This window comes from Streptomyces sp. NPDC018045, assembly GCF_044327445.1.
Lineage (GTDB): Bacteria > Actinomycetota > Actinomycetes > Streptomycetales > Streptomycetaceae > Streptomyces.
Map to the genome: position 1 here is coordinate 190,418 of NZ_JBIRFL010000007.1, position 22,191 is coordinate 212,608.

General features: G+C 72.4%; 20 protein-coding genes and 1 riboswitch. Of the genes, 9 read left to right on the plus strand and 11 right to left on the minus strand.

Annotated features, from left to right (window positions below):
- Positions 1-444: 444 nt before the first annotated feature.
- The 3 genes from ACH4EB_RS19200 to thrC all read right to left on the minus strand — a co-directional run bounded on the left by ACH4EB_RS19200 (position 445) and on the right by thrC (position 2,769).
- The gene (locus tag ACH4EB_RS19200; RefSeq protein WP_003986833.1) at positions 445-648 is read right to left on the minus strand and encodes a cold-shock protein; all 204 of its coding nucleotides are present in this window, start codon (positions 646-648) and stop codon (positions 445-447) included.
- Between the two features lie 437 nt (positions 649-1,085).
- Complete coding sequence (locus ACH4EB_RS19205; protein ID WP_398348721.1) at positions 1,086-1,364, minus strand: MoaD/ThiS family protein; 279 nt, start codon at positions 1,362-1,364, stop codon at positions 1,086-1,088.
- A gap of 115 nt (positions 1,365-1,479) precedes the next feature.
- Positions 1,480-2,769 carry a threonine synthase gene (thrC, locus tag ACH4EB_RS19210; protein WP_398348722.1) on the minus strand — a complete coding sequence of 430 codons (1,290 nt, stop codon included), beginning with the start codon at positions 2,767-2,769 and terminating at the stop codon, positions 1,480-1,482.
- A gap of 17 nt (positions 2,770-2,786) precedes the next feature.
- A riboswitch (SAM riboswitch) is annotated at positions 2,787-2,942 on the minus strand.
- 163 nt (positions 2,943-3,105) lie between these two features.
- On the opposite strand from thrC, the gene ACH4EB_RS19215 reads away from it, so the two are divergent.
- Positions 3,106-4,053, plus strand: a complete 948-nt coding sequence (locus tag ACH4EB_RS19215) for a glucosyl-3-phosphoglycerate synthase (RefSeq protein ID WP_398348723.1) — start codon at positions 3,106-3,108, stop codon at positions 4,051-4,053.
- A 103-nt stretch (positions 4,054-4,156) separates the two neighbouring features.
- The gene (locus ACH4EB_RS19220; RefSeq protein ID WP_398348724.1) at positions 4,157-5,617 is read left to right on the plus strand and encodes a trehalose-6-phosphate synthase; all 1,461 of its coding nucleotides are present in this window, start codon (positions 4,157-4,159) and stop codon (positions 5,615-5,617) included.
- Between the two features lie 86 nt (positions 5,618-5,703).
- Here the strand turns inward: ACH4EB_RS19220 and otsB are convergent, their stop codons facing one another.
- From otsB to ACH4EB_RS19235, 3 genes are all read right to left on the minus strand, one after another.
- Positions 5,704-6,558 (minus strand): trehalose-phosphatase, encoded by an 855-nt coding sequence (gene otsB, locus ACH4EB_RS19225; RefSeq protein WP_398348725.1) that lies wholly within the window; start codon positions 6,556-6,558, stop codon positions 5,704-5,706.
- Between the two features lie 196 nt (positions 6,559-6,754).
- Positions 6,755-7,024 carry a DUF3263 domain-containing protein gene (locus ACH4EB_RS19230; RefSeq protein ID WP_398348726.1) on the minus strand — a complete coding sequence of 90 codons (270 nt, stop codon included), beginning with the start codon at positions 7,022-7,024 and terminating at the stop codon, positions 6,755-6,757.
- 91 nt (positions 7,025-7,115) lie between these two features.
- Positions 7,116-8,387 (minus strand): extracellular solute-binding protein, encoded by a 1,272-nt coding sequence (locus ACH4EB_RS19235; protein WP_398348869.1) that lies wholly within the window; start codon positions 8,385-8,387, stop codon positions 7,116-7,118.
- 328 nt (positions 8,388-8,715) lie between these two features.
- Between ACH4EB_RS19235 and ACH4EB_RS19240 the strand changes: the two genes are divergently transcribed.
- The 3 genes from ACH4EB_RS19240 to ACH4EB_RS19250 all read left to right on the plus strand — a co-directional run bounded on the left by ACH4EB_RS19240 (position 8,716) and on the right by ACH4EB_RS19250 (position 12,096).
- On the plus strand, positions 8,716-9,648 hold the full coding sequence (locus ACH4EB_RS19240; protein ID WP_398348727.1) for an ROK family protein: 933 nt from the start codon (positions 8,716-8,718) through the stop codon (positions 9,646-9,648).
- Positions 9,648-10,859: an N-acetylglucosamine-6-phosphate deacetylase gene (gene nagA / locus ACH4EB_RS19245; protein WP_398348728.1), complete on the plus strand. Its 1,212-nt coding sequence runs from the start codon at positions 9,648-9,650 to the stop codon at positions 10,857-10,859. Before ACH4EB_RS19240 ends, nagA begins: the two co-directional genes overlap by 1 nt.
- 307 nt (positions 10,860-11,166) lie before the next feature.
- Positions 11,167-12,096 carry a 1-phosphofructokinase family hexose kinase gene (locus ACH4EB_RS19250; protein WP_398348729.1) on the plus strand — a complete coding sequence of 310 codons (930 nt, stop codon included), beginning with the start codon at positions 11,167-11,169 and terminating at the stop codon, positions 12,094-12,096.
- Between the two features lie 105 nt (positions 12,097-12,201).
- On the opposite strand, the gene ACH4EB_RS19255 is transcribed toward ACH4EB_RS19250, so the two are convergent.
- Both ACH4EB_RS19255 and cdgB read right to left on the minus strand, forming a co-directional pair.
- Complete coding sequence (locus ACH4EB_RS19255) at positions 12,202-13,146, minus strand: carbohydrate-binding protein (protein ID WP_398348730.1); 945 nt, start codon at positions 13,144-13,146, stop codon at positions 12,202-12,204.
- Positions 13,147-13,334: 188 nt separating this feature from the next.
- Positions 13,335-15,023, minus strand: a complete 1,689-nt coding sequence (gene cdgB / locus ACH4EB_RS19260) for a diguanylate cyclase CdgB (protein WP_398348731.1) — start codon at positions 15,021-15,023, stop codon at positions 13,335-13,337.
- A gap of 302 nt (positions 15,024-15,325) precedes the next feature.
- Here cdgB and ACH4EB_RS19265 point away from each other — a divergent pair, with 302 nt between their 5' ends.
- Positions 15,326-15,928, plus strand: coding sequence for a flavin reductase family protein (locus ACH4EB_RS19265; RefSeq protein ID WP_398348732.1), 603 nt, complete (start codon positions 15,326-15,328; stop codon positions 15,926-15,928).
- A 102-nt stretch (positions 15,929-16,030) separates the two neighbouring features.
- Here the strand turns inward: ACH4EB_RS19265 and arfB are convergent, their stop codons facing one another.
- The gene (gene arfB / locus ACH4EB_RS19270; protein ID WP_398348733.1) at positions 16,031-16,468 is read right to left on the minus strand and encodes an alternative ribosome rescue aminoacyl-tRNA hydrolase ArfB; all 438 of its coding nucleotides are present in this window, start codon (positions 16,466-16,468) and stop codon (positions 16,031-16,033) included.
- Between the two features lie 225 nt (positions 16,469-16,693).
- Here arfB and ACH4EB_RS19275 point away from each other — a divergent pair, with 225 nt between their 5' ends.
- Positions 16,694-17,269 carry a TerD family protein gene (locus tag ACH4EB_RS19275; RefSeq protein WP_398348734.1) on the plus strand — a complete coding sequence of 192 codons (576 nt, stop codon included), beginning with the start codon at positions 16,694-16,696 and terminating at the stop codon, positions 17,267-17,269.
- A 309-nt stretch (positions 17,270-17,578) separates the two neighbouring features.
- On the opposite strand, the gene ACH4EB_RS19280 is transcribed toward ACH4EB_RS19275, so the two are convergent.
- Positions 17,579-19,045 carry an SGNH/GDSL hydrolase family protein gene (locus ACH4EB_RS19280; protein ID WP_398348735.1) on the minus strand — a complete coding sequence of 489 codons (1,467 nt, stop codon included), beginning with the start codon at positions 19,043-19,045 and terminating at the stop codon, positions 17,579-17,581.
- 176 nt (positions 19,046-19,221) lie between these two features.
- Here ACH4EB_RS19280 and ACH4EB_RS19285 point away from each other — a divergent pair, with 176 nt between their 5' ends.
- Entirely contained in the window at positions 19,222-19,719 is a 498-nt protein-coding gene (locus tag ACH4EB_RS19285; RefSeq protein ID WP_398348736.1) for a hypothetical protein, read from the plus strand.
- A gap of 193 nt (positions 19,720-19,912) precedes the next feature.
- Here ACH4EB_RS19285 and ACH4EB_RS19290 read toward each other — a convergent pair whose 3' ends face one another.
- Positions 19,913-20,617 (minus strand): pentapeptide repeat-containing protein, encoded by a 705-nt coding sequence (locus tag ACH4EB_RS19290; protein ID WP_398348737.1) that lies wholly within the window; start codon positions 20,615-20,617, stop codon positions 19,913-19,915.
- A 327-nt stretch (positions 20,618-20,944) separates the two neighbouring features.
- Between ACH4EB_RS19290 and ACH4EB_RS19295 the strand changes: the two genes are divergently transcribed.
- Positions 20,945-22,150, plus strand: a complete 1,206-nt coding sequence (locus ACH4EB_RS19295) for an FAD-dependent oxidoreductase (RefSeq protein ID WP_398348738.1) — start codon at positions 20,945-20,947, stop codon at positions 22,148-22,150.
- Positions 22,151-22,191: the final 41 nt, after the last annotated feature.

Below are 22,191 nucleotides of genomic sequence, written 5' to 3' on the forward strand. Positions count from 1 at the left end.
CTGGGGGAGGGTGGATACTCCGGACCGCGCTGGCGCCCGCGACGGACGGTCTGTGAGCCTGTGGTTCCTTGCCCCACCTGCCCACGGACCTCACCGAGTCGGTCCTTAGCTGTCACTCTCACTCGTAGAGTGCTAACGCAATGATTAGCACTCGACCCCCCAGAGTGCAAGCGGCTTCGCAGAAGCCTCGTATGGGGGTGGTGGTCGGGCGACGGGAGAGCGCAAGCGGCTTCGAAGAAGCCCCGTATGGGGGTACCGGCCGGGTGACGGGCCGGTAGGCAAGCGCGTCGGCAGGAGCCATCCCCAGGGAGCCCAGGCGTCAAACCGGATGCAACCGGGCGACCTGACACCCCTCCGCGGAGCCCGCCCCCGGCCCGGCGAACACAGAAGGTCCGCGCCCCCACAGGGGACGCGGACCTTCGTACGCAGCAGTCGGTCGGCGCTTCAGCCGGCCACGCGGACCATGTCCGCCTGCGGCCCTTTCTGGCCCTGCGAGATCTCGAACTCGACCCGCTGACCCTCCTCAAGGGTGCGGTAACCGTCCATCTGGATCGCGCTGTAGTGGACGAATACATCCGCACCACCGTCGACCGCGATGAAGCCGTACCCCTTCTCCGCGTTGAACCACTTGACGGTGCCCTGAGCCATGCCTAACTCCCCTATTACTGGCCCTTGCACAGGACCGCACTCCGCGGACCCGGGTCAGACCTCACCCCCCGACAGGAGGGGGTGTGCGCCGGAACGCGTCGACCGCCGCTGAATGTATCTGTCCAACTGCCCAGCGCAACAGGTCAGTCGGACGAGAATTCTGCTCGCGAACAATCGCAAATATGCGAGGAAAAGCCCATAGGTCAGGGCAAGTCGGGCCGGGCAAAGCTCACCAACACGACAAATCATGTCCACACTTCGCGCACAACTTGCCGGGGTCTCACGGGCGTTCGGTGCGCACTAGACGAGGGATCACCTCAACTGTATCGCCTTTAACAACACGGAATCGCCCCGTCCACTTCGTGTGGACGGGGCGATTCCAGCCGTCGGCCCGGGGAAGGGCCGAAAAAGATCGTTACGGCGTCCCGGCGGCCGGCTCAGCAGCCGCCCGCCACCGCCGGAATGATCGAGACGCCCGCGCCGTCCGGCGTCGGCGTCTGCAGGCCCTGCTCGAAGCGCACGTCGTCGTCGTTGACGTAGACGTTCACGAAGCGGCGCAGCTTGCCGGTGTCGTCCAGGACGCGGGCCGCGATACCGGCGTGGTTCTTCTCCAGGTCCTCGATGACCTCGGAGAGGGTCGCCCCCTCGGCGGAGACCTCGGCCTGCCCGCCGGTGTAGGTGCGCAGGATGGTCGGGATGCGGACGTTGACGCTCATGGTGTTCTGCCTTCCAGCTTGCGGGAGGGTGCGTAAGGGCGGGCGTGGGCGGAAGTGTGCCGACGCGTACCGGCGCGTGGCGACGCGTACGGGTGCGCGCGGCCGCGCCCGGCGGTCAGTCCGCCAGACCGGCGGCGCGGAACGCGTCCAGGCTCGGCTTGATCGTCGCCGTGGGCCCGGTGGTCGGCGCCACCGCGTCCAGCGTCTTGAGCCCGTCGCCGGTGTTCAGCACGACGGTGGTCAGCGCCGGGTCGAGCAGGCCGTTCTCGATCAGCTTCTTCGTCACGCCCACGGTCACGCCGCCGGCGGTCTCGGCGAAGATGCCCTCCGTACGGGCCAGCAGCTTGATCGCGTCGACCACCTGGCCGTCGTCGACGTCCTCGACCGCGCCGCCGGTGCGCCGGGCGATGTCGAGCACGTACGGGCCGTCGGCCGGGTTGCCGATGGCCAGCGACTTGGCGATGGTGTCCGGCTTCTGCGGCCGTACGACGTCGTGGCCGGCCTTGAAGGCCGCGGAGACCGGCGAGCAGCCCTCGGCCTGGGCACCGAAGATCTTGTACGGCCGGTCCTCGACCAGTCCGAGCGCGATCAGCTCCTTCAGCCCCTTGTCGATCTTCGTGAGCTGGGAGCCGGAGGCGATCGGGATGACGATCTGCTCCGGCAGCTTCCAGCCGAGCTGCTCGCAGATCTCGTAGGCGAGGGTCTTGGAGCCCTCGCCGTAGTAGGGGCGCAGGTTCACATTGACGAAGCCCCAGCCCTCGCCCAGCGGATCGCCGATCAGCTCCGAACAGAAGCGGTTGACGTCGTCGTAGTTGCCCTCGATGCCGACCAGCTCGCCGCCGTAGACCGCGGCCATGACGACCTTGCCCGCCTCCAGGTCGTGCGGGATGAACACACAGGAGCGGAAGCCGGCCCGGGCCGCCGCGGCGCCGACCGCCCCGGCGAGATTGCCGGTGGAGGAGCAGGACAGGGTGGTGAAGCCGAAGGCGCGGGCGGCCTCGACGGCGATGGCGACGACCCGGTCCTTGAAGGAGTGCGTCGGGTTGCCGGAGTCGTCCTTGACGTACAGCCCGCCGGTGACGCCCAGCTCACGGGCCAGGTTGTCGGCCTTGACCAGCTTGGTCAGACCGGGGTTGAGGTTGGGCTTGTCCGCGACGTCCGCCGGGACGGGCAGCAGCGGCGCGTAGCGCCAGATGCTGTGGGGGCCCGCCTCGATCCGCTTGCGCAGGCCCTCGGGGTCGCCCGTCGGCAGGTCGTACGCCACTTCCAGGGGCCCGAAACAGGACGCGCAGGCGAAGATCGGTCCGAGGCCGAAGCGCTCGCCGCACTCGCGGCAGGACAGCGCGGCGGCCGGGCCGAGAAAGACGCCGGCGGACGTGGTGCTTTCGACGGGTTGCACAGCCATGGAGGCGAGGCCCTTTCTCCTCATCTTCCTCGCGACGCATCTCGCCGCGAGACGGAATTGGCACCTTCCCTAGCCGGGAGCCTCGCGGGCCGCGCGGTGCGCGGCGACGGAGACCGACTGGAGGGTTGCCGGGGCTTCAACGGGCCGTATCCCTCTGCCCCTCTGGATGAGCGGTATGGCGCTGGGCCGGGGCCCAGGCGTTTGTCGCGCCGACCCCGGCATGTCCGGGGCGATCGCGTTGTTCAAGACTGTAGCCGAAGGGCAGGGCGGTTGAGACAGCCGTCCGCACCGCGAGATGGGTCACATCGCCGACCCGGGAACGAAGGAGACGCGCAGGTGCTGGAAGAGGTGGAGCGCTGGCTGGCCGGACGGTCCTGGTCGGCCGTGGACCGCCCGCTCGACCGGCTGCTGGCCGCGAAACGCGAGACGGGGCAGACGGTCTCCGTCGTGCTGCCGGCGCTCGACGAGGAGGCGACGGTCGGGGCGATCGTCGAGGCGATCCGTACGGAGCTGATGACACCGGCGGTGCCGCTCGTCGACGAGCTGGTGGTGCTGGACTCCGGGTCCACGGACGGCACCGCCAAGGTCGCGGCCGAGGCGGGCGCGCGGGTGGTCCACCGGGACGAGGTGCTGCCGCGGCTGCCCGCGCTGCCCGGCAAGGGCGAGGTGCTGTGGCGTTCCCTGCTGGCCACCGGTGGCGACATCGTCTGCTTCGTCGACGCGGACCTGCGCGAGTTCGACGCCGGTTTCGTCTCCGGGATCGTCGGCCCGCTGCTGACCGACCCGGGCGTGCAGTTCGTCAAGGGGATGTACGACCGTCCGCTGGGCGAGGCGGCGGGCCAGGGCGGCCGGGTCACCGAGCTGGTCGCCCGGCCGCTGCTGAACCTGCACTGGCCGCAGCTCGCCGGATTCGTACAGCCGCTGGGCGGGGAGTACGCGGCCCGCCGGTCGCTGCTGGAGCGGCTGCCGTTCCCGGTCGGGTACGGCGTGGAGCTGGGCCTGCTGGTCGACGCCCTGCACACGGCCGGTCTGGACGCGCTGGCCCAGGTCGACGTCGGGGTGCGCAAGCACCGCCACCAGAGCGGCCAGGCGCTCGGCAGGATGGCCGCGGCGATCTACCGCACGGCGCAGCTCCGGCTGGCCCGCGGTCATCTGGTGCGGCCGCGGCTGACCCAGTTCGAGCGCGGCGAGGCCGGATTCGTGCCGCGTACCTGGGACGTGGACACCGAGGAGCGGCCGCCGATGGTGGAGATACCGGAGTACGCGGAGCGCCGCGCGGCCTGAGGCGACGGTGCCCGGCGGGCCGGCTCCGGGCGTCGCGTGAACCGTGACGTTCCGCCGTCGCTGCGCACGTTTGAGCGGATCGGTGGCGGGCTAGTCTCGCAACATGGTCTCCGAGCGTTCTGGTGCCCAGGTTCTCGTCGCGTCCAACCGCGGCCCGCTTTCGTACGCGCGGGAGGAGGACGGCACGCTGACCGCCAGACGCGGCGGCGGCGGGCTGGTCTCCGGCCTCTCCGCGATCGGACCGGACGTGGGGGCGGTGTGGGTGTGCGCCGCCCTCGGGGACGGCGACCGCGAGGCCGTCCGGCGCGGCGGCGGCCACCTGGACACCGCCGACACGGGCGGTCAGCGCGTCCGCATGCTGGACATCCCCGCCGACGTCTTCTCCGCCGCCTACAACGGCATCGCGAACTCCGTGCTGTGGTTCGTCCACCACATGCTCTACCAGACGCCGCTGGAGCCCTCCTTCGACGACGCGTTCCGCGCGCAGTGGGCGTCGTACGAGGCGTACAACGCGGCCTTCGCCGACGCGCTCGCCGACGAGGCGGCGCCCGGCGCCGTGGTGCTCGTACAGGACTACCACCTCGCCCTGGTGCCCGGCCTGCTCCGGGCCCGCCGCCCCGACCTGCGCATCGGACACTTCTCGCACACGCCGTGGGCGCCCGCCGACTACTTCCGGATGCTGCCCGACGACGTGGCCGAGGCGGTGCTGCGCGGGATGCTGGGCGGCGACCGCGCCGCGTTCCTGACGCAGCGGTGGGCCGAGGCGTTCGCGGAGTGCTGCGCGACGGTGCTGGGCGCCGAGGTGGAACGGGACGCGGACGGCGGGCTGAGCATCGTCCACGAGTGCCGGACGACCCGGCTCGGCGTGCACGGTCTCGGCGCGGACGCGGAGTTCCTGCGGGACCGGGCGCACCAGCCCGACGTGGACGAGCGGCTGGCGGCGCTGCGCGAGCAGATCGGCGGCGAGAACCGCCGGACGATCGTGCGGGTGGACCGAACGGAACTGTCCAAGAACATCGTGCGCGGACTGCACGCCTACCGGGCGCTGCTCGCCGGGCACCCCGAGTGGCGCGAACGGGTCGTGCACATCGCGTTCGCCTACCCCTCCCGCCAGGACCTGGAGGTCTACCGCGCCTACACCGACGAGGTCGGGCGACTGGCCGAGGAGATCAACGCCGAGTACGGGACCCCGGGCTGGCAGCCGGTCGTGCTGCACGTGAAGGACGACTTCGCGCGGTCGCTGGCCGCCTACCGGATCGCCGACGTGGCGCTGGTCAACCCGATCAGGGACGGCATGAACCTGGTCGCCAAGGAGATCCCGGTGATCTCCGAGACGGGCTGCGCGCTGGTGCTGTCCCGGGAGGCCGGGGCGTACGCGGAGCTGGGCGAGGACGCGGTCTGCGTCAATCCGTACGACATCTGCGGCACCGCCCGCGCGCTGCACGAGGCGCTGTCCATGGAGGACGGCGAGCGGGCCGAGCGCACGAAGCGGCTGGCCGCCGCGGCCACCGCGCTGCCGCCGGACCGCTGGTTCCTCCAGCAACTGCGGGCGCTGGAGCGGTAGCGGCGCCGGGGCCCCGGGCGGACCCCGGCCGCGGGCGTCGAACAGGCCGCCGGGTCCCGTCCCGGGAAAGCCCCGGCCGCGGGTCGTCAGGCGGGGGCTCCCAGCCGGTCCGCGAGGGCGTGCAGCAGCGCGACGACGCCCGGCGGACCGTCGACGACGAGATCCGCCCGGTCGGCCAGCTCTGCGACCTCCGCGCTGCCGCTGCACACCAGCACCCCCGCCAGGCCGTCCGACCGGAGCTTGTCCACGGCGGAGTAGGCGGCGAGGTCGCCGAGGTCGTCGCCCCCGTACAGGACGGTGGTGGCGCCGGTCTCCCGTACGTATTCGGCGAGCGCGACGCCCTTGTCCATGCCGGGCGGGCGCAGTTCGAGGACGTAGCGGCCGGGCTCGACGATCAGGCCGTGCCGCTCGGCGAGCGCGTACAGCGGCTCGCGCAGCAGGTCGAAGGCGGCCTGCGGGTCCTCGGCGCGGCGGGTGTGCACGGCGATGGCCCGGCCCTTGTCCTCCACCCACGAGGCGTGCCAGGCGCCCAGGGTGTCCAGCACGCCGGGGAGTTCGGCCTGTACGGCGGCGACGCCGGGCGGCGGCGCGGGGGCCCGTACCGTGCCGGTGGCCGCGTCCCAGCGCTCGGCGCCGTAGCCGCCGAGGACCACGAGCCGCTCCAGGCCCGGCGCGTCCGTGAAGCCGCCGAGGCGGACCGCGACACCGGCCGGGCGGCCGGTGATGACCACCAGCGAGCGCAGCAGCGGCGCGAGACGGGCGAGCGCGGCCACGGCGCCGGGGTGGGCGCGGGCCTTCTCGGGGTCGGGCACGATGCCGGCGAGCGTGCCGTCGAAGTCGAGAGCGATCACGGCTCGGCCGGGGCTGTCCAACAGCGCGGCGAGGCCGTCCCGGCCCGCTTCGGTGACCGGCGTCGGCAAGGAGTTCGGGGGGCTGCCCATGCCCTCGACATTACCGGTCGCGCGCGGGCACGCGCCGCGCGTACGGGCGCACCGGCGCAGCGCGACGGCACGGACGGGGCCGGAACCGGCCGTGGGCGGGGGTCGGGGACGGCTCGGCCGGAGGCGGGGCGGGCGGGGACGGCGGCTTGCGGTGCCCGGTCGGGGCCGGGGCGGCGGCTTGTGGTTGCGCCCCGGCTCAGCGGCGGCCGCGCCGGGCCTCGCGGACGCGGCGGAGCCGGTTGACCGTGACCGGGTCGTGGGCCAGCGCCCGCGGGTCGTCCAGCAGCGCGTTCAGCAGTTGGTAGTAGCGGGTCGGCGAGATGCCGAGCCGCTCGCGGATGACCCGCTCCTTGGCGCCCGGCCGGGGCCAGGAGCGGCGCTCGACGCCGAGCACCGCCTCGTCCTGGGCGGACAGTGCTCCTATGCCACCGCCTCCGGTGCCGCCGTCGGTGCTGTCGCTCGTCATCACCCGTCCACGATAAGGCCGCGGTACGACAGTCCCCCGCCGCCGGCCCGGAGCCGGGCGGCGGACCGCGCCCGCGGCCCGCCGCGGCGGCTCACTTGGCGGTGTTGTCCGCCTCGATCGCCGTGTTCTGGATGTCGCTGAGCACACTGGACGGGTTGCCGTTGGCGCCCACCGCGATGCCCATCTTCGCCTTGACGGTCTTGCTGACCAGCGGCCACGAGGTCTTGTCCGCGGGGTAGAACTCGGCGTTGTCGAGCTGGCGCAGGAAGCTGTGCAGCTTCGCGTACTTGTTGTCGGCGAGCATCGCCTGGGAGCCGGAGGTGGTGACCGGCAGCAGCCCGTACTCGCCCGAGAAGTCCATGACGTTCTTGTCGTTGTAGACGAAGTCGAGGAACTTGCCGATCTGGCTGCGGTGGCCGTTCTGCTTGAACGCCGTCATCCAGTCGGCGACGCCCATGGTGGCCTTGGCCTTGCCGGTGACGCCCGGCAGCTCGACGGTGCCGTAGTCGACGCCCTTGGCCTCGGCCTGCTTCATCAGGGTGGGGTGGCCGTTGAGCATCCCCACGTCACCGGCCGCGAACGCGTCGAACGCGTCCTGGCGGTTGAGCTTGGCCGGGTCGGTGCCGGTCAGCCCCGGGGCGACCAGGTCCTTCTTCAGCCATTCGAAGGTCTTGACGTTCTCGCGCGAGTCGATCGTGTACTTGCCGATGCTGTCGGTGTAGCTGCCGCCGCCGCTGAGCATCCACATCAGCGTCTCGGCCTGCGTCTCCTCCGGGCCCAGCGGCAGGGCGTACGGCATCTTCACGCCCTTGGCCTTGAGCTTCGCCGCGTCCGCGGCGATCTCCGACCAGTTCTGCGGCGGGTCGGTGATGCCCGCCTCGGCGAAGAGCTTCTTGTTGTAGAACAGGCGGCGGGTGCTGGCGCCGAAGGGCATCCCGAACTGCCTGCGCTGGTACTCCCCCGCCTCCGCGAGAGCGGGGACGAAGTCGGCCTGCACGGGGATGGAGAGGAGCTGGTCGGCGCCGTAGAGCTTGCCCTCGGCCGCGTAGTCGGCGTACGCGCCGATCTGCGCCATGTCCGGTGCCTTACCGGACTTGACCAGGTCCTCGACCTTCTTGTCGACGTCCTTCCAGCTATAGACCGAGACATCGACCTTGATGCCCGGGTTCTGCTTCTCGAAGTCCTTGGTGAGCTTGTCCCAGTAGTGCTGGGAGGAGTTCGCCTTGTTGTCGCCGTAGTCCGCCGCGATGAGCTTGAGCGTGACGTCGCCGCCGTCGCCCGCGCCGCTGCCGCAGGCGGACAAGGAAAGCGTCATGGCCGTGGTGAGTCCCGCTGCCGCCAGGCTCAAGTACCGCCGCTGCACTGCCATTACCGCCTTTTGTCCCGAATGTTCCGTGCTTGCCGGGGAATGCCCCGTGGCTTCAGGGGTCCGCCCTCAACCGGCATGCATGTCGAGTCTCCCCCGATTACCCACACAAGGTCTACACCACCCCTCATTTCACTTACGTATCGCCTGTCACACGCGCAGGTCACGCCCGCGCGACAGCGCCCACCCGAAACGGAGCCACGGCGTCCCCGCGCGGAGAACCTCGCGGTCCCCGCGAGCGGCCCTCACCGCCTCCACAAGCGGAACCACGCCGTCCCCGCGAGTGGACTAGACCTTTCACGGCCGATCGCGCGAAACTGTTCCCGTGAAACACGTCATCGCCCTCGATGTGGGCGGCACCGGAATGAAGGCCGCCCTGGCAGGCGCGGACGGCACGCTGCTGCACGAGGCCCGGCGCCCCACCGGCCGCGAACGCGGCCCGGAAGCGGTCGTCGCCTCGATCCTGGACTTCGCCGAGGAACTGCGCGAGACCGGGCGGCAGCGGTTCGGCGCCCCCGCCGCGGCGGCCGGCGTCGCCGTCCCCGGCATCGTCGACGACGCGCGGGGCGTCGCCGTGTACGCCGCCAACCTGGGCTGGCGCGATGTCCCCCTGCGCGCCCTGCTCTCCGAGCGCCTGGGCGGCGTCCCGGTCGCGCTCGGCCACGACGTACGCACCGGAGGTCTGGCCGAGGGCCGCATCGGCGCGGGCCGCGGCGCCGACCGCTTCCTGTTCGTGCCGCTCGGCACCGGCATCGCCGGCGCGATCGGCATCGAGGGCCGCATCGAGGCGGGCGCGCACGGCAGCGCGGGCGAGATCGGCCACATCGTCGTACGGCCCGGCGGTCCCGAGTGCGGCTGCGGACAGCGCGGCTGCCTGGAGAAGCTGGCCTCGGCCGCCGCCGTCGGCCGCGCCTGGGCCGAGGCCTGCGGCGACCCGCGGGCCACCGCCGCCGACGCCGCCAAGGCCGTCGAGTCCGGCGACGCCCGCGCGCGGGCCGTGTGGCAGGACGCGGTGGACGCCCTCGCCGACGGCCTGGTCACCTCGCTCACCCTGCTCGACCCGCACACGCTGATCATCGGCGGCGGGCTCGCCGAGGCGGGCGACACCCTCTTCGAGCCGCTGCGCGAGGCGGTCCGCGCACGGGTGACCTTCCAGCGGCTCCCTTTGATCGTTCCGGCCGCGCTCGGGGACGCCGCCGGCTGCCTGGGCGCGGGTCTGCTCGCCTGGGATCTTCTCTCCACGGAGGTAACTGCCTGATGCCGCTGCAACAGTCCGGGGACCGCGCCCCGAGCCCCCGGCGCACCGTCCTGACCGGCGCCCGGGTCGCCCTGCCGTCCGGCGTGGCCGACGAGGGCCTGGTGGCCTTCGAGGGCACCCGGATCACCGAAGCGGCGAGCGCCGCCGAGGCGACCGCGCCGGCCCCCGGCGACCAGGTGCTCGACCTGACCGGGCACCTCGTCGTCCCCGGCTTCATCGACATGCACGTACACGGCGGTGGCGGCGGCTCCTTCTCGTCCGCCGACGCCGAGGAGTGCCTGACGGCGATCCGCACCCACCGGCGGCGCGGCACCACCACCCTGCTCGCCTCGACCGTCACCGGCGACCTCGACGACCTGGCCCGGCAGGCCGCCGTGCTGTCCGAGCTGACCGAGCAGGGCGACCTGGCCGGCCTCCACTTCGAGGGCCCGTTCATCTCCCCGCACCGCTGCGGCGCCCACCAGCCCGGCCTCCTGCGCGACCCCGACCCGGCCGACGTGCGCAAGCTCGTGGACGCCGCGCGCGGCACCGCCAAGATGATGACGCTGGCGCCCGAACTGCCCGGCGGCCTGGAGTCCGTACGGCTGCTCGCCGACGCCGGCGTGCTCGCCGCCATCGGCCACACCGACTCCTCGTACGACGCGACCCGCGAGGCCATCGACGCGGGCGCGACCGTCGCCACCCACCTGTTCAACGCGATGCCGCCGCTCGGGCACCGGGCGCCGGGGCCGATCGCGGCCCTCCTGGAGGACGAGCGGGTCACCGTCGAACTGATCAACGACGGTACGCATCTGCACCCCGCCGTCCTGGAACTCGCCTTCCGGGGCGCCGGCGCCGACCGGGTCGCCTTCATCACCGACGCGATGGGCGCGGCCGGCATGAACGACGGCATGTACCCGCTCGGCCCGATGACGGTCGAGGTCAAGGACGGTGTCGCCCGGATCAGCGACGGCCCCACCGCCGGGTCCATCGCGGGCTCCACCCTCACCCTCGACCGCGCCTTCAAGCGCGCGGTCACCATCGACGGGCTGACCGTCGGCCAGGCCGTACGGGCACTGTCCGGGAACCCCGCCCGGCTGCTCGGCATCGCCGGCCGCACCGGCGCGATCGAGGCGGGCAAGGACGCCGACCTGGTCGTCCTGGACGCCTCGTACGACCTGGTGGGCGTGGTGCGGCAGGGGGAATGGGTGGTGCGGCCCACGGGCGGGTGAGACGGGACCCGGACGGCGTACGGGCGGGACGCGGACGGCCCGCCGGAGACGGTGCGCGGGTCGCCGTCCGCGCACCGGCGGGGCGGGTGCGGCGCGCCGTGCCCCCTGTGGCACATGGCCGGTTCGGCGCGCCCGGAGCGGTGCCGGCCGTGCGGCGGTCGGCCCAAGGGCTGGGCCAACCGCCGCTCGCGATGGCATGATCGCTGCGCACTCGCGCACCCGCGCGCCTGTCCGTCCGTACGGGCCCGCCGGCCGCCCGGCCCGGTGTGCCGCCGTCCGTCCACGTATGTTCCGGGGAGGGGGAACCATGATCCTCACGGTCACGCTGAACGCTGCCCTCGACATCACCTACCGCGTGCCCCGGCTCCAGCCGCACACCACCCACCGCGTCACCGAGGTCTGCGAGCGCCCGGGCGGCAAGGGCCTGAACGTCGCCCGGGTGCTGACCGCGCTCGGCCACGAGGCGGTCGCCACCGGCTTCGCGGGCGGCGGCACCGGCGACGCGCTGCGCTCGCTGCTCGCCCAGGAGACCTCGGTGACCGACGCGCTGGTCCCGCTCGGCGGCGCGACCCGGCGCACCGTCGCCGTCGTGGACGAGGCCACCGGCGACACCACGCAGCTCAACGAGCCGGGCCCGGTCGTCACGCCCGCCGAGTGGGACGCGTTCATGTCCACCTACCGCGAGCTGCTCGCCGACGCGCGGGCGGTGGCCCTGTGCGGCAGCCTACCGCCGGGCGTCCCCGTCGATGTCTACGCGCGGCTCACCCGCGCCGCCCGTACGGCGGGCGTGCCCGTCCTGCTGGACACCAGCGGCGAGCCGCTGCGCCGCGGCCTGGCCGCCCGCCCCGACCTCGCCAAGCCCAACGCCGACGAACTGGCCGCCCTCACCGGCTCCACCGAGCCCCTGCGCGCCGCCCGCGACGCCCGCCGCCGCGGCGCCCACACGGTCGCCGCCTCCCTGGGCGCCGACGGCATGCTCGTGGTCACCTCGGACGGCGCCTGGCAGGCCGCCCCGCCCCGCCGCATCGCCGGCAACCCGACCGGCGCCGGCGACTCCGCGGTGGCCGGCCTGCTCTCCGGCCTGGTCGAAGACCTCCCCTGGCCCGCCCGCCTGTCCCGCGCGGTGGCCCTGTCGGCGGCGACGGTACGGGCCCCGGCGGCGGGCGAGTTCGACCGGGGGACGTACGAAGAGCTGCTGGAGGAGGTCATGGTGACGGAGCATCCGGCGGTGGCGTGAGAGTCACTGCCCCCAGCGCCGTTCGGGACGTTGCCGGACGGGCGGGGCCTTCTTCCGGGGCCGCCGGCGCGTCCGCGCGGCCCCGCCCGCGCGACCTGCGGGCCGTCAGCGCCTGACGTGCCCCGCCTTGAGGTAGACCCGGTCGAGATTGACCTCGCACTGGTCGCCCTGCTCGCAGGAGATCTTGACCGTGTTGGTGCCCTTGTTGAGCTTGACCCACCGGTAGGTGGTCGTCCAGCCCTTGTCCCAGGCGCCCTCGGCGGCATGGGCGAAGTTCGACATGTTGATCTTGTCGGGCTGGTCCCCGTTCACCGCGAGCGTCGTCTTCGCGTCCTTGCCGGGCACGCCGTAGTCGATGAGCACCGTGTACTCACCGCTCTGCGGCACGTCCACCGACCAGGTGGCGGAGGCGCCGACCTTGTTCAGCGACACATACGCGCCGTTCGTCGACTTCGCGCCCGGCACCGACTTGTCCGTGCTCGCCTCGGGGCTGAGCGAGAGGGACGCCGCGGCCTCCTTCGGCAGCGGCCCCTGGGACGGCTTGCCGGACGGCTTCTCGCTGGGCTCGACGGACTGTCCGGCCGTCGGGGTCGGGTCACCGCCGCCCGCTTCGTCCTTCTTGTCGCCGTTCTTGTTGGTGAGCATCGCGACGCCGATGCCGATGCAGACCACCGCGACGACCGAGACCGCGCCGATCAGCAGGCCCTTGTGGCTGCGCCGGGGCGCGCCGCCGTCGCCGTGACCGGGGGGCGGACCCTGGCGGGCGTTGTCGGCGCCCGGGAGCGTCTCGGGGGCCGCGTAGTGGGCGTTCTGCTGACCGTACGGCTGCTGGGCGGGGACCTGCTGCTGGCCGTACTGCCGCTGCCCGTACTGGCGCTCGCCGACCGCCCGCACCTGGTTGTACGAGGCACGCGGTACGCCCGGCCGGCGCGCTGCCGAGCCGCCGCCCGCCGCGCCCTGCGCGCCGCTCTCGCCGCCTTCGGAGCGGTAGAGGTGGGCGAACGGGTCGTCGTCCTCGGGCGTGCCCGCACCGTTGTTGCCGGCCGTCATTCCGTGTCACTCCCCAGCGGTCTGTGCGAGATGGCTGTGCTGATCTTCGGGCCCCCGGCGGCGCCCCGCCGCATCGGCGCAGCCTACCCCGTTCGAGCGATGGCACGCCGGTTCGGAACGGCCACAGGCACGCTACAGAAAGCCCACGGTCCGGCGTGCCGTCGGCGCGGCTCCCGGGGGCCGCGCCCTCAGCCCGCGCGTCGGCTCGCCTTCGAGCGGGACCGCTTCTCGACGTACATCCGCTGGTCGGCGGATTGCAGCACCTCTTCGGCGGACATCCCGCAGGCCGCCCACCCGATGCCGAAGCTGGCGCCCACCCGTACGCCGCGGCCGTCCACCCGGATGGGCGGGATGATGCCGTTGCGGAGCCGGACCGCGAGGTCCTGCGCGTCGGCCTTGCCCAGGCCGTCCGCGAGCACCACGAACTCGTCGCCGCCGAGCCGGGCGACCGTGTCGCCGTCCCGGACGCCGTTGGTCAGCCGGCGGGCCACCTCGATGAGGACCGCGTCACCCGTGTGGTGCCCGAAACGGTCGTTGATCGACTTGAAGCCGTCCAGATCGCAGAAGAGGACCGCGAGCCCCTTGGCCCCGTCGTCCTCCGGCCCGTCCGACGGCGCGATGACGTGCACGTGGTGGTCGTACGGGCCGGACGGCACCCGCTCCGGCCCGTCGGCGGCGTCGTACCCGTCGAAGACCTCGGGGCCGTCCGTGCCGAACCCGTGCGCCTCCTGGAAGGCGGCCACCGACGCGGCGGAGGCGGCCGAGGCGTACGCGTCCGCGTCCGAGCCGGGCGGGCGCGAACACAGCCGGGCGCCGAGCCGGGCCCGCAGCTCGGCGCTGTTGGGCAGCCCGGTCAGCGCGTCGTGGCTGGCGCGGTGCGCGAGCTGGAGCTCGTGGCGCTTGCGCTCCTCGATGTCCTCGACGTGGGTGAGCAGGAAGCGCGGGCCGTCGGTGGTGTCGGCGACGACGGAGTTGCGCAGCGAGACCCACACGTAGGTGCCGTCGCGGCGGGCGAGGCGCAGCTCGGCGCGCCCGCCCTCGGCGGAGGTCCGCAGCAGGGTGCCGATGTCCTCGGGGTGGACGAGGTCGGAGAAGGAGTAGCGGCGCATCGCGGAGGCCGGGCGGCCCAGCAGGCGGCACAGCGCGTCATTCGTACGGTGGAGCCGGCCGTGCTGGTCACCGCCCATCTCGGCGATGGCCATGCCGCTGGGCGCGTACTCGAATGCCTGCCGGAAGCTTTCCTCACTGGCGCGCAGGGCCTGCTGTTCGCGCTCCAGCCGGACCAGCGCCCGCTGCATGTTGGCGCGCAGCCGGGCGTTGCTGATCGCGATGGCGGACTGAAACGCGTACATCTGCAGCGCTTCCTGCCCCCACGCGCCGGGGCGGCGGCCGTTGCGCGGCTTGTCGACGGAGATCACGCCGAGCAGTTCGCCGCTGCCGTTCGCGGCCGCGTACATGGGCGCGAAGAGGCGGTCCATCGGATGCCACTCACCGGGGAAGCGCGGTTCGGGCCCGGCGGCGTGCCACTGCGGCACATCGTCGTCGTCCAGCACCCAGCCCTCGGTGTGCGGGATGAAGCACAGGCCGCCCCAGCGCTCGCCCATGTTCAGCCGGCGGTCCCAGGAGGCACGGGAGCCGACCCGGCCCGCCATCAGGGCCTCGGCACCGGCGCTGCCGGCGACCGCGGCCACCACGAGGTCACCGTCCGGCCGTACGAGGTTGACCGCGGCCAGCTCGTAACCGAGCCCCGTGATCACTCCGTCGGCGACGGTCTGCAGGGTGTCTGCAAGGCTGCGTGCGGTGTTCAGCTCGGCGACCACTTGGTGCAACTGCCGCAGGGTCGCAAGACGGACATATGGCTCCGACTCGGTCTCCATCGCTCGCTCTCCCCGAGACCTCGACAGCAACTCCAGGATTCTGTGTCGTCCGATTGCCACGGCCACTGAATCACAGTGAGCTGTTCACTCGGTACACAGGGTCAACAATTACCGGCTGCTGTGACTCAAGTCACAGAGCGTGGTGGCCGCTTGACGCTCCCCACCCGGGTGCCGCTGGAGGCGCTTCTACAATTCCTGAACGCAAATCCGGACGCAAGAACACCCTCGGCCGCCGGACCTAGGGCGCGCCTGGTCCCCGGGCCCGATGCGGGCAGCCTACGGCCCCCGTTAGCGTTCATGGCGTGTTCACGAAAACCTCCGACGCCACGCCCGGTGATCGCCCCGCGGCGCCCGCCACGCCACTCTCCGCGCCCGGTGAAGACACGATCCCCCATCCTGGAGGGGTGAGTGACGACGAGTTCCGCGCCGCCCTGTCCCGGCTCGCCGCCGGGGTCGTACTGATCACCGCGCACGATCCGGACGACGGACCGCGCGGTGAGGACGTGGGCATGACCGCCACGGCCTTCATGTCGGTGTCGCTCGAACCGCCCTTGGTGATGGTGAGCGTTCGCAACGACTCACGCATGGACGACCTTCTGGAGCGCCAGCCCCTTTGGGCCGCTTCGGTGCTGTCGCAAGGGCAGCGGCACATTGCGGGCCGGTTCGCCATGAAGAACCGCATCAGCGACCGACTGCTCTTCGAGGACATTCCTACGGAACGGGGCGAACAGGCCGGGTCACCCCTGGTCGGCGGGGCCCTGGCCCACCTCGAATGCCGTACGGAACAGCGGGTCGTGGCGGGTGATCACACCCTGGTGATCGGACGGGTCCTGGCGGCGGACGTCACACGGGACGACAACGGGCCGCTCACCTACTTCCGGGGGAAGTATCGGCATTTGGGGTGATGTGGAGGGCGTGAGGGCATGGCGGGGCCGCAGAGACGCGGCTGGGCGGCTGGGCGGCTGGGCGGCTGGGCGGCTGGGGCCCGGCCTCGGCGGATTACGGGTTCACGTCCAGTCGCGGCCGGAGCGCCCGCGCTTGACGTCGCCGCGCTGCTTCTTCTCCCGCAGCCGGCGTTCGTTGATCCCGCGCGGTATCCGCTTCTTGCGCCGTGGCTTGGGCGGCGGCGCGGTGACCTCGGCGAGGAGCGAGGCGAGCCGTACGGCGGCGGTCTCCCGGTTGCGCCACTGGGAGCGGTGCTCGGAGGCCCGTACGGAGACCACCCCGCCGTTCAGCAGCCGGCCGCGCTCGGCGAGCCGCTGGAGCGCCCGCTCCTTCCAGACCTCGGGCAGCGCTTCGGTGGCGGCGACGTCGAAACGCAACTCCACCTGGCTGTCCGACGTGTTGACGTGCTGTCCGCCAGGCCCCGAGGAACGCGAAAAACGCCACACCAGTTCGGCCTCCGGAAGAGCGACCGAACCGCGGATGACATAGGGCCCTGACATGCCCCCATGATCCCGCGTCCGCGCGCTTCCGTCACCTTCTTTTGCCGTACCCCCACAGCCGCTCCTCCTTCACCTGCCGCCCCTTCTCGCCACCCGGCATCAGGAATTGGCAAAGAAAGTAAAGGGAGCTGGAACCCGACGGTCCCTTCGTGGCGTTGTGCAGGGTGACGGTAGCTTCGTCCGCAGTACGGAGCCCGACGATTCGACGAGGAAAGGGACATCCCCATGGCTGTAAGCCTGTCCAAGGGCGGCAACGTCTCGCTCACCAAGGAGGCACCGGGCCTGACCGCCGTCACGGTCGGCCTCGGCTGGGACGTCCGCACCACCACCGGCACGGACTTCGACCTCGACGCGAGCGCCATCGCGGTCAACCCGAGCGGCAAGGTCTACTCGGACCAGCACTTCGTCTTCTTCAACAACAAGGTCACGCCGGACCAGTCCATCGAGCACACCGGTGACAACGTCACCGGTGAGGGCGAGGGCGACGACGAGCAGATCAAGGTCAACCTGGCCGCCCTCCCGGCCGACATCGACAAGATCGTCTTCCCGGTCTCGATCTACGACGCCGAGAACCGCAGCCAGAACTTCGGCCAGGTGCGCAACGCCTTCATCCGCATCGTCAACCAGGCCGGCGGCGCCGAGATCGCCCGCTACGACCTGAGCGAGGACGCGGCGACCGAGACCGCCATGGTCTTCGGCGAGCTCTACCGCAACGGCGCCGAGTGGAAGTTCCGCGCCGTCGGCCAGGGCTACGCCTCCGGCCTGGCCGGCATCGCGAAGGACTTCGGCGTCAACGTCTGATCCCGAGCGCCTTGCCCCGGCACGGCCCGCCCCTGAACGGCCGGCCCCGGGACAGCCACCCGCCGCGCCCCGCCGAGACCTCCGTCTCGGCGGGGCGCGGCGTACTTCGGGGGGTGGGGCGCCGGGTGGTGGGGCGTGGGTGAGGGGGGCGTGGCGTGGGTGAGAGGGCGTGGGTGGCGAGGCACGGAGTGCTGGGTCATGACGGCTGCGGCACTCGACGCGATGCAGGTGGCCGGGCGGGTCGTGGCCGATGCTCTGGCGGCAGCACGAGGCGCCGCTGCCGTAACCGCCCGGCCGGTCCTCACCTCGTCACAGCTCGTCCAGATCGACCGCCTCCGCCATCGCGCGGTATCCGGCGTCGCTCGGGTGCAGGTGGTCGCCGACGTCGTAGGCGGGGGCCAGGCGGTCCCGGTCGGCCGGGTCGGACACGGCCCGGTCCAGGTCCACGACCTCGTCGTACTCACCGGAGGTGCGTATCCATTCGTTGAGCGCGTCCCGCTTGGCCTCGCCCCGCTCGGAGTAGTACGCGGCGCCCTTGAACGGCGTCACCGTCGCACCGATCACCTTCACCCCCGCCGCGTGTGCCTGGCGGATCAGCGAACGGTGTCCCTTGATGAGCTGGGCGACCGACACGTCCGGGGCCGGGCCGTCGGGCCAGTCCGGCGAGGCGCTGGCGCCGATGTCATTGATCCCCTCCAGCACGATGACCGTGCCCACGTGCGGCTCGCCGAGTACGTCGTGCCGGAAACGGGCCACGCCCTTCTCCCCGGCCCACGTCGAGTCCGCGGTGACCCGGTTGCCGCCGATGCCCTGGTTGAGCACGCTGCGCGGATGCCCGGCCGCCGCGAAACGCTCCGCCAGCGCGTCCGGATAGCGCCGGTTCGCGTCGACGGTCGAGCCGTAACCGTCGGTGATGGAGTCGCCGAACGTCACCACCGCTCTCCGGCAGGCGTCGTCCTTCCCGCCGGAAACCTCCACTCCCGACAGGTAGTACCAGGACTGGGACTGCTCCGTGAACGCCGCGCCCCCGGTGGCCGCGCGGTGATCGCCCGTCGCCCGGTAGGTCGTGGCGAAGGCCGAGTGATGGAAGGTGGCGGGGCCGGTCGGCCCCGCCAGGTACAGCGTCACGGTCAGGGATTCCAGTGCCCTGACCTTCATCGGCAGCCCGTCACTGCGCACCTCGCCACCCGCGGGCACGGTCACCGACCGCTGCCCCTCGAAGCGCAGGTGCCGTACGGTCCCGTCCTGCACCGCCGCCCCCTTTCCCGCACGGGCGACGGTCGCGCCGGTCACCGTCAGCGGCGTGCGGCCGTAACGGTTGGACAGCTCGACACGGGCGCGGGTGCCGCCCGTACTGACCCGGACCACCTGCCGGACCGTCTGGTCGGTGAAGCCCTGCGTCGACCAGTTCGGCATCAGCCCGTGCGGTGCCTGCACGGACGTCGCCCAGCCGCCTCGCCAGCGCTTTCCGCTGCCGCGATCATCGTCGTGGCCGCGTTCCCCACCACTGCCGCCCCCGCAACCGTCGCCCTCGCCACGACCGCTGCCGCTGCCGAAACCTCGTCCGTCATCGCTGCCGTAGCCGCCGCCCTGCTCAGTCCCGAGGCGCCCGGCGCTCCCCTCTGCCGCCCCCGCCCCCACTCCCGCGGTCCCCGCCATGGGCGCCGAAGCGGCCGCAGCGGTCATCTCCCGTTCCGTACCGAGCACCGGTAACGCCGCCAGTACCGCGGCGGCGAACAGTGCGACGCCCGAGCGTCTGAGCATGGAACCCGTCATGATCCAATCCCCACCCTCTGCCTCGTTGTTTCGTTACCTCGTGGTCGCGCTGTCGCGTTGCTCCGCTGTCTCGCCGGTCCGCCGGCCCGCTGAATCGCCGGGCCTCCTACCTCGTTGTTCGGCTACGACGACCGCGACGGCGCGGACGAACGTACGAGCGTGACACCATCAAGGACGTGATCGACCTCGGCTATTCCCTTTCCCGCCGCTTTCCGGACCCGCCGCAGATGGACTACCGCACCGCGGACGTGCGGGCCCTGCGCCACGACCTCTTCTGCGGTGACGTCTACCTGGCCGACACCAAGGCGGACCGCGAGATCCAGACCGCCTGGGGCTGGGTGCCGGTGCTGGACTTCGCCTGGGCCCTGTGCGACATCGTCGAACGGATCGACCGCGACCCCCTCGGCAACCGCGCCGCCCAGCCGCAGTTCGCGGAGCTGGATTTCACCGAATCGGCGGACCGGATGTACTTCGAGCGCCGCTTCGGCTGGGTGGACGTCGACGCCGACTGGATGCCGGCCGACGAAGACCCGCTCACCTTCCAGCACTCCGCCCTGCGCCGCGAGGCCCGCGACTTCCTGCACGACCTGATCGCCGACCTCACCGACCTGCACGACGGACTCGGCGACAACCCGGCCGTATGGGACCTCCAGGCCCGCTTCCCCCGCGTCTGAGCACCCGCCCAGCCATTTCACTCCCGCGCCCGAGCACCCACCCGGCCACCTCACTCCCGCCTCTGAACACCTGCCCGGCCATTCCCCCCCCCGCCTCAACACCTGCCCGGCCACCTCACTCCCGCGCCCGAGCACCAACCCGGTCACCCCACCTCCGCGCCCGAGGACCCACCCGGCCGCCTCCCCCTCCCGGTCACTCCACCCGCACCCCGATCTCCGCCGCGAACGCCGGAGCCAGGTCCATCAACTGCGCCGAGCTGATCACCGCTCCCGCCAGCCGGTCGATCCCCCGGGCGATGTCCATCCGGGCCACCCCGCGCAGGTCCACATCACGCATCCGTACGCCGCTGAAGTCCACCCGGGTCAGCGTGCAGTCGTCGAAGCTCACCCGCTCCAGCTCCGCGCCGGCGAAATCGGCCTCCACCAGCACGCACCCCTCGAAGGCGACGTCCTTCAGCTTCGCCTTGCGCAGATTCAGGAAGTCGATCTTCCCGCCGTGCACCAGCACCCGCTCCAGCACCGCCGCGTGCGTCTGGACGCCGCCGAGCCGTGCGTCCAGGACCTCGACGTCTCTCAGTGACGCCTGCGACAGGTCCGTCCCCACCCCGCGCACCCCGTCCAGCACGCTGTCGATGAACCGCGCCCGGCTCAAGTCCGTCTCGTCCAAGGCGCACCGCCGCAGCGCGCAGTCCATGAACCGGGCCCCGCGCCCCGGCTGCCCCGCCAGATCGGCGTCCGCGAACTCCAGCCCGTCGTAATCCCCCTCGATCTCCAATTCGGCTCCCACGTACGGCTTCAGCTCCGGCAACCGCACGGACGGCCGCCGAACCTCCCGTACCGGACGCCCCGCTCCGCCCCGCTGCCCCGGCCGCCCGGTCCCGCCGTCACGCTCCCTCACGCCCGCCCACCGCCTTTCTGTCCAACTGTCGTGCCCTACCTGTCTCCGCCCCGCTGTCCGCGCCGACTTCCCACCCCGGACACCACCCCGGCCGCCGTCCGAACGCGTCCGAACGCCGTCCCGAGCGATGCCCGAGCGATGTCCCGAGCCTGCCCGCACGACCAACTGCCCCCATCGTGACCCACCCCACTGACAATCCCCCGACCCAAGCCCCTGAACAGCCAAAACGTCCCTCGTCCCGCACGCATGTCACAACCGGCGCCACCTCGCCCGTCCACTCCACGAAGACATCGGCACACTCACCCCCCGACTCCGAGGAGCGCCACCATGCGACGACCCCACATCACCGTCATCGGCGGCGGTTTCGCGGGCCTGACCGCGGCCATCTCGTCCGCCGAGGGCGGCGCCACCGTCACCCTCCACGAGGCGCATCGCGCGCTCGGCGGCCGCGCCCGTACCGCCGATCGGCCGTACCGCACCAACGAGGGCCCGCACGCCCTCTACAACGGCGGCCCGCACTGGACCTGGCTCAAGCAGCGGGGCCTGCTCAAGCCGCTCGCCCCCCTGCCGCTCCTGCCCGCCACCCGCATCCGCTTCCACCGGAACGGCGTACTGCGCCGCATCCCCCCGGCGGGTCTGCTCAAGCTGCGCGGACGCCGGCGCGCCCCCGTCGACCAGGACTTCTTCACCTGGGCCGCCAGCCAGGTGGGCGAGGCGGCGGCGCGTGCCGCCGCCCACTACATCGGCGTCGCCACCTTCCACCACGACCCGGGTTCGCTGTCCGCCGCGTTCGTGCAGGAGCGCCTTCGCCGCGCCACCGCCCTGCCTCCTGAGGCGCGCTACATCCGAGGCGGGTGGGGCGAACTCATCACCCGTATGGCCGACCAGGCCCGCGTGCTGGGTGTACGCGTCGAGACGGGCGCCCGTGTCGACGCGCTCCCCGAAGACGGCCCGGTGATCGTCGCCACCCAGCTCGAATCGGCCCGGGCCCTCCTCAAGGACGACCGTCTGCGCTGGGAGAGCGCCCGTACGGCACTGCTCGACGTCGCGTTGCGGTCCCGGCACGGTGACCTGTTCGCGGTCTCGGGGCTCGACTTCCCGGGGTGGGTCGAGCGCTTCACCACTGCGGACCGCTCCCTCGCCCCGTACGGCGAGGAGTTGCTCCAGTGCCAGGCCGGTATCGGCCCGGGCGAGAACCGCGCCGACGGCATCGCCCGCGCCGAACGCCTGCTGGACGCCGGTTTCCCGCGCTGGCGCGAGCGCGCCACCTGGCGTCGCGACGCCCTGGCCCTCGGCCGTACGGGGGCGGTGGATCTGCCGGGCACCACCTGGCGCGACCGCCCCTCCGTCGACCGCGGTGACGGCGTCTACCTGGCGGGTGACCAGGTGGCGGCACCCGGCGTACTGAGTGAGGTCTCGTTCAGCAGCGCCCTGGAGGCGAGCACTCTGGCGCTCCGTTCCGTCGGTATCGCCGGGGCCGGTGGCCCGGCCCCCGCCCCGGCTCACGGGCCCGCACGTCTCCGGGCCTCATGATCCGGGCTTGACCTCAGCCAAAGTCGAGGAAACAGAGTGAG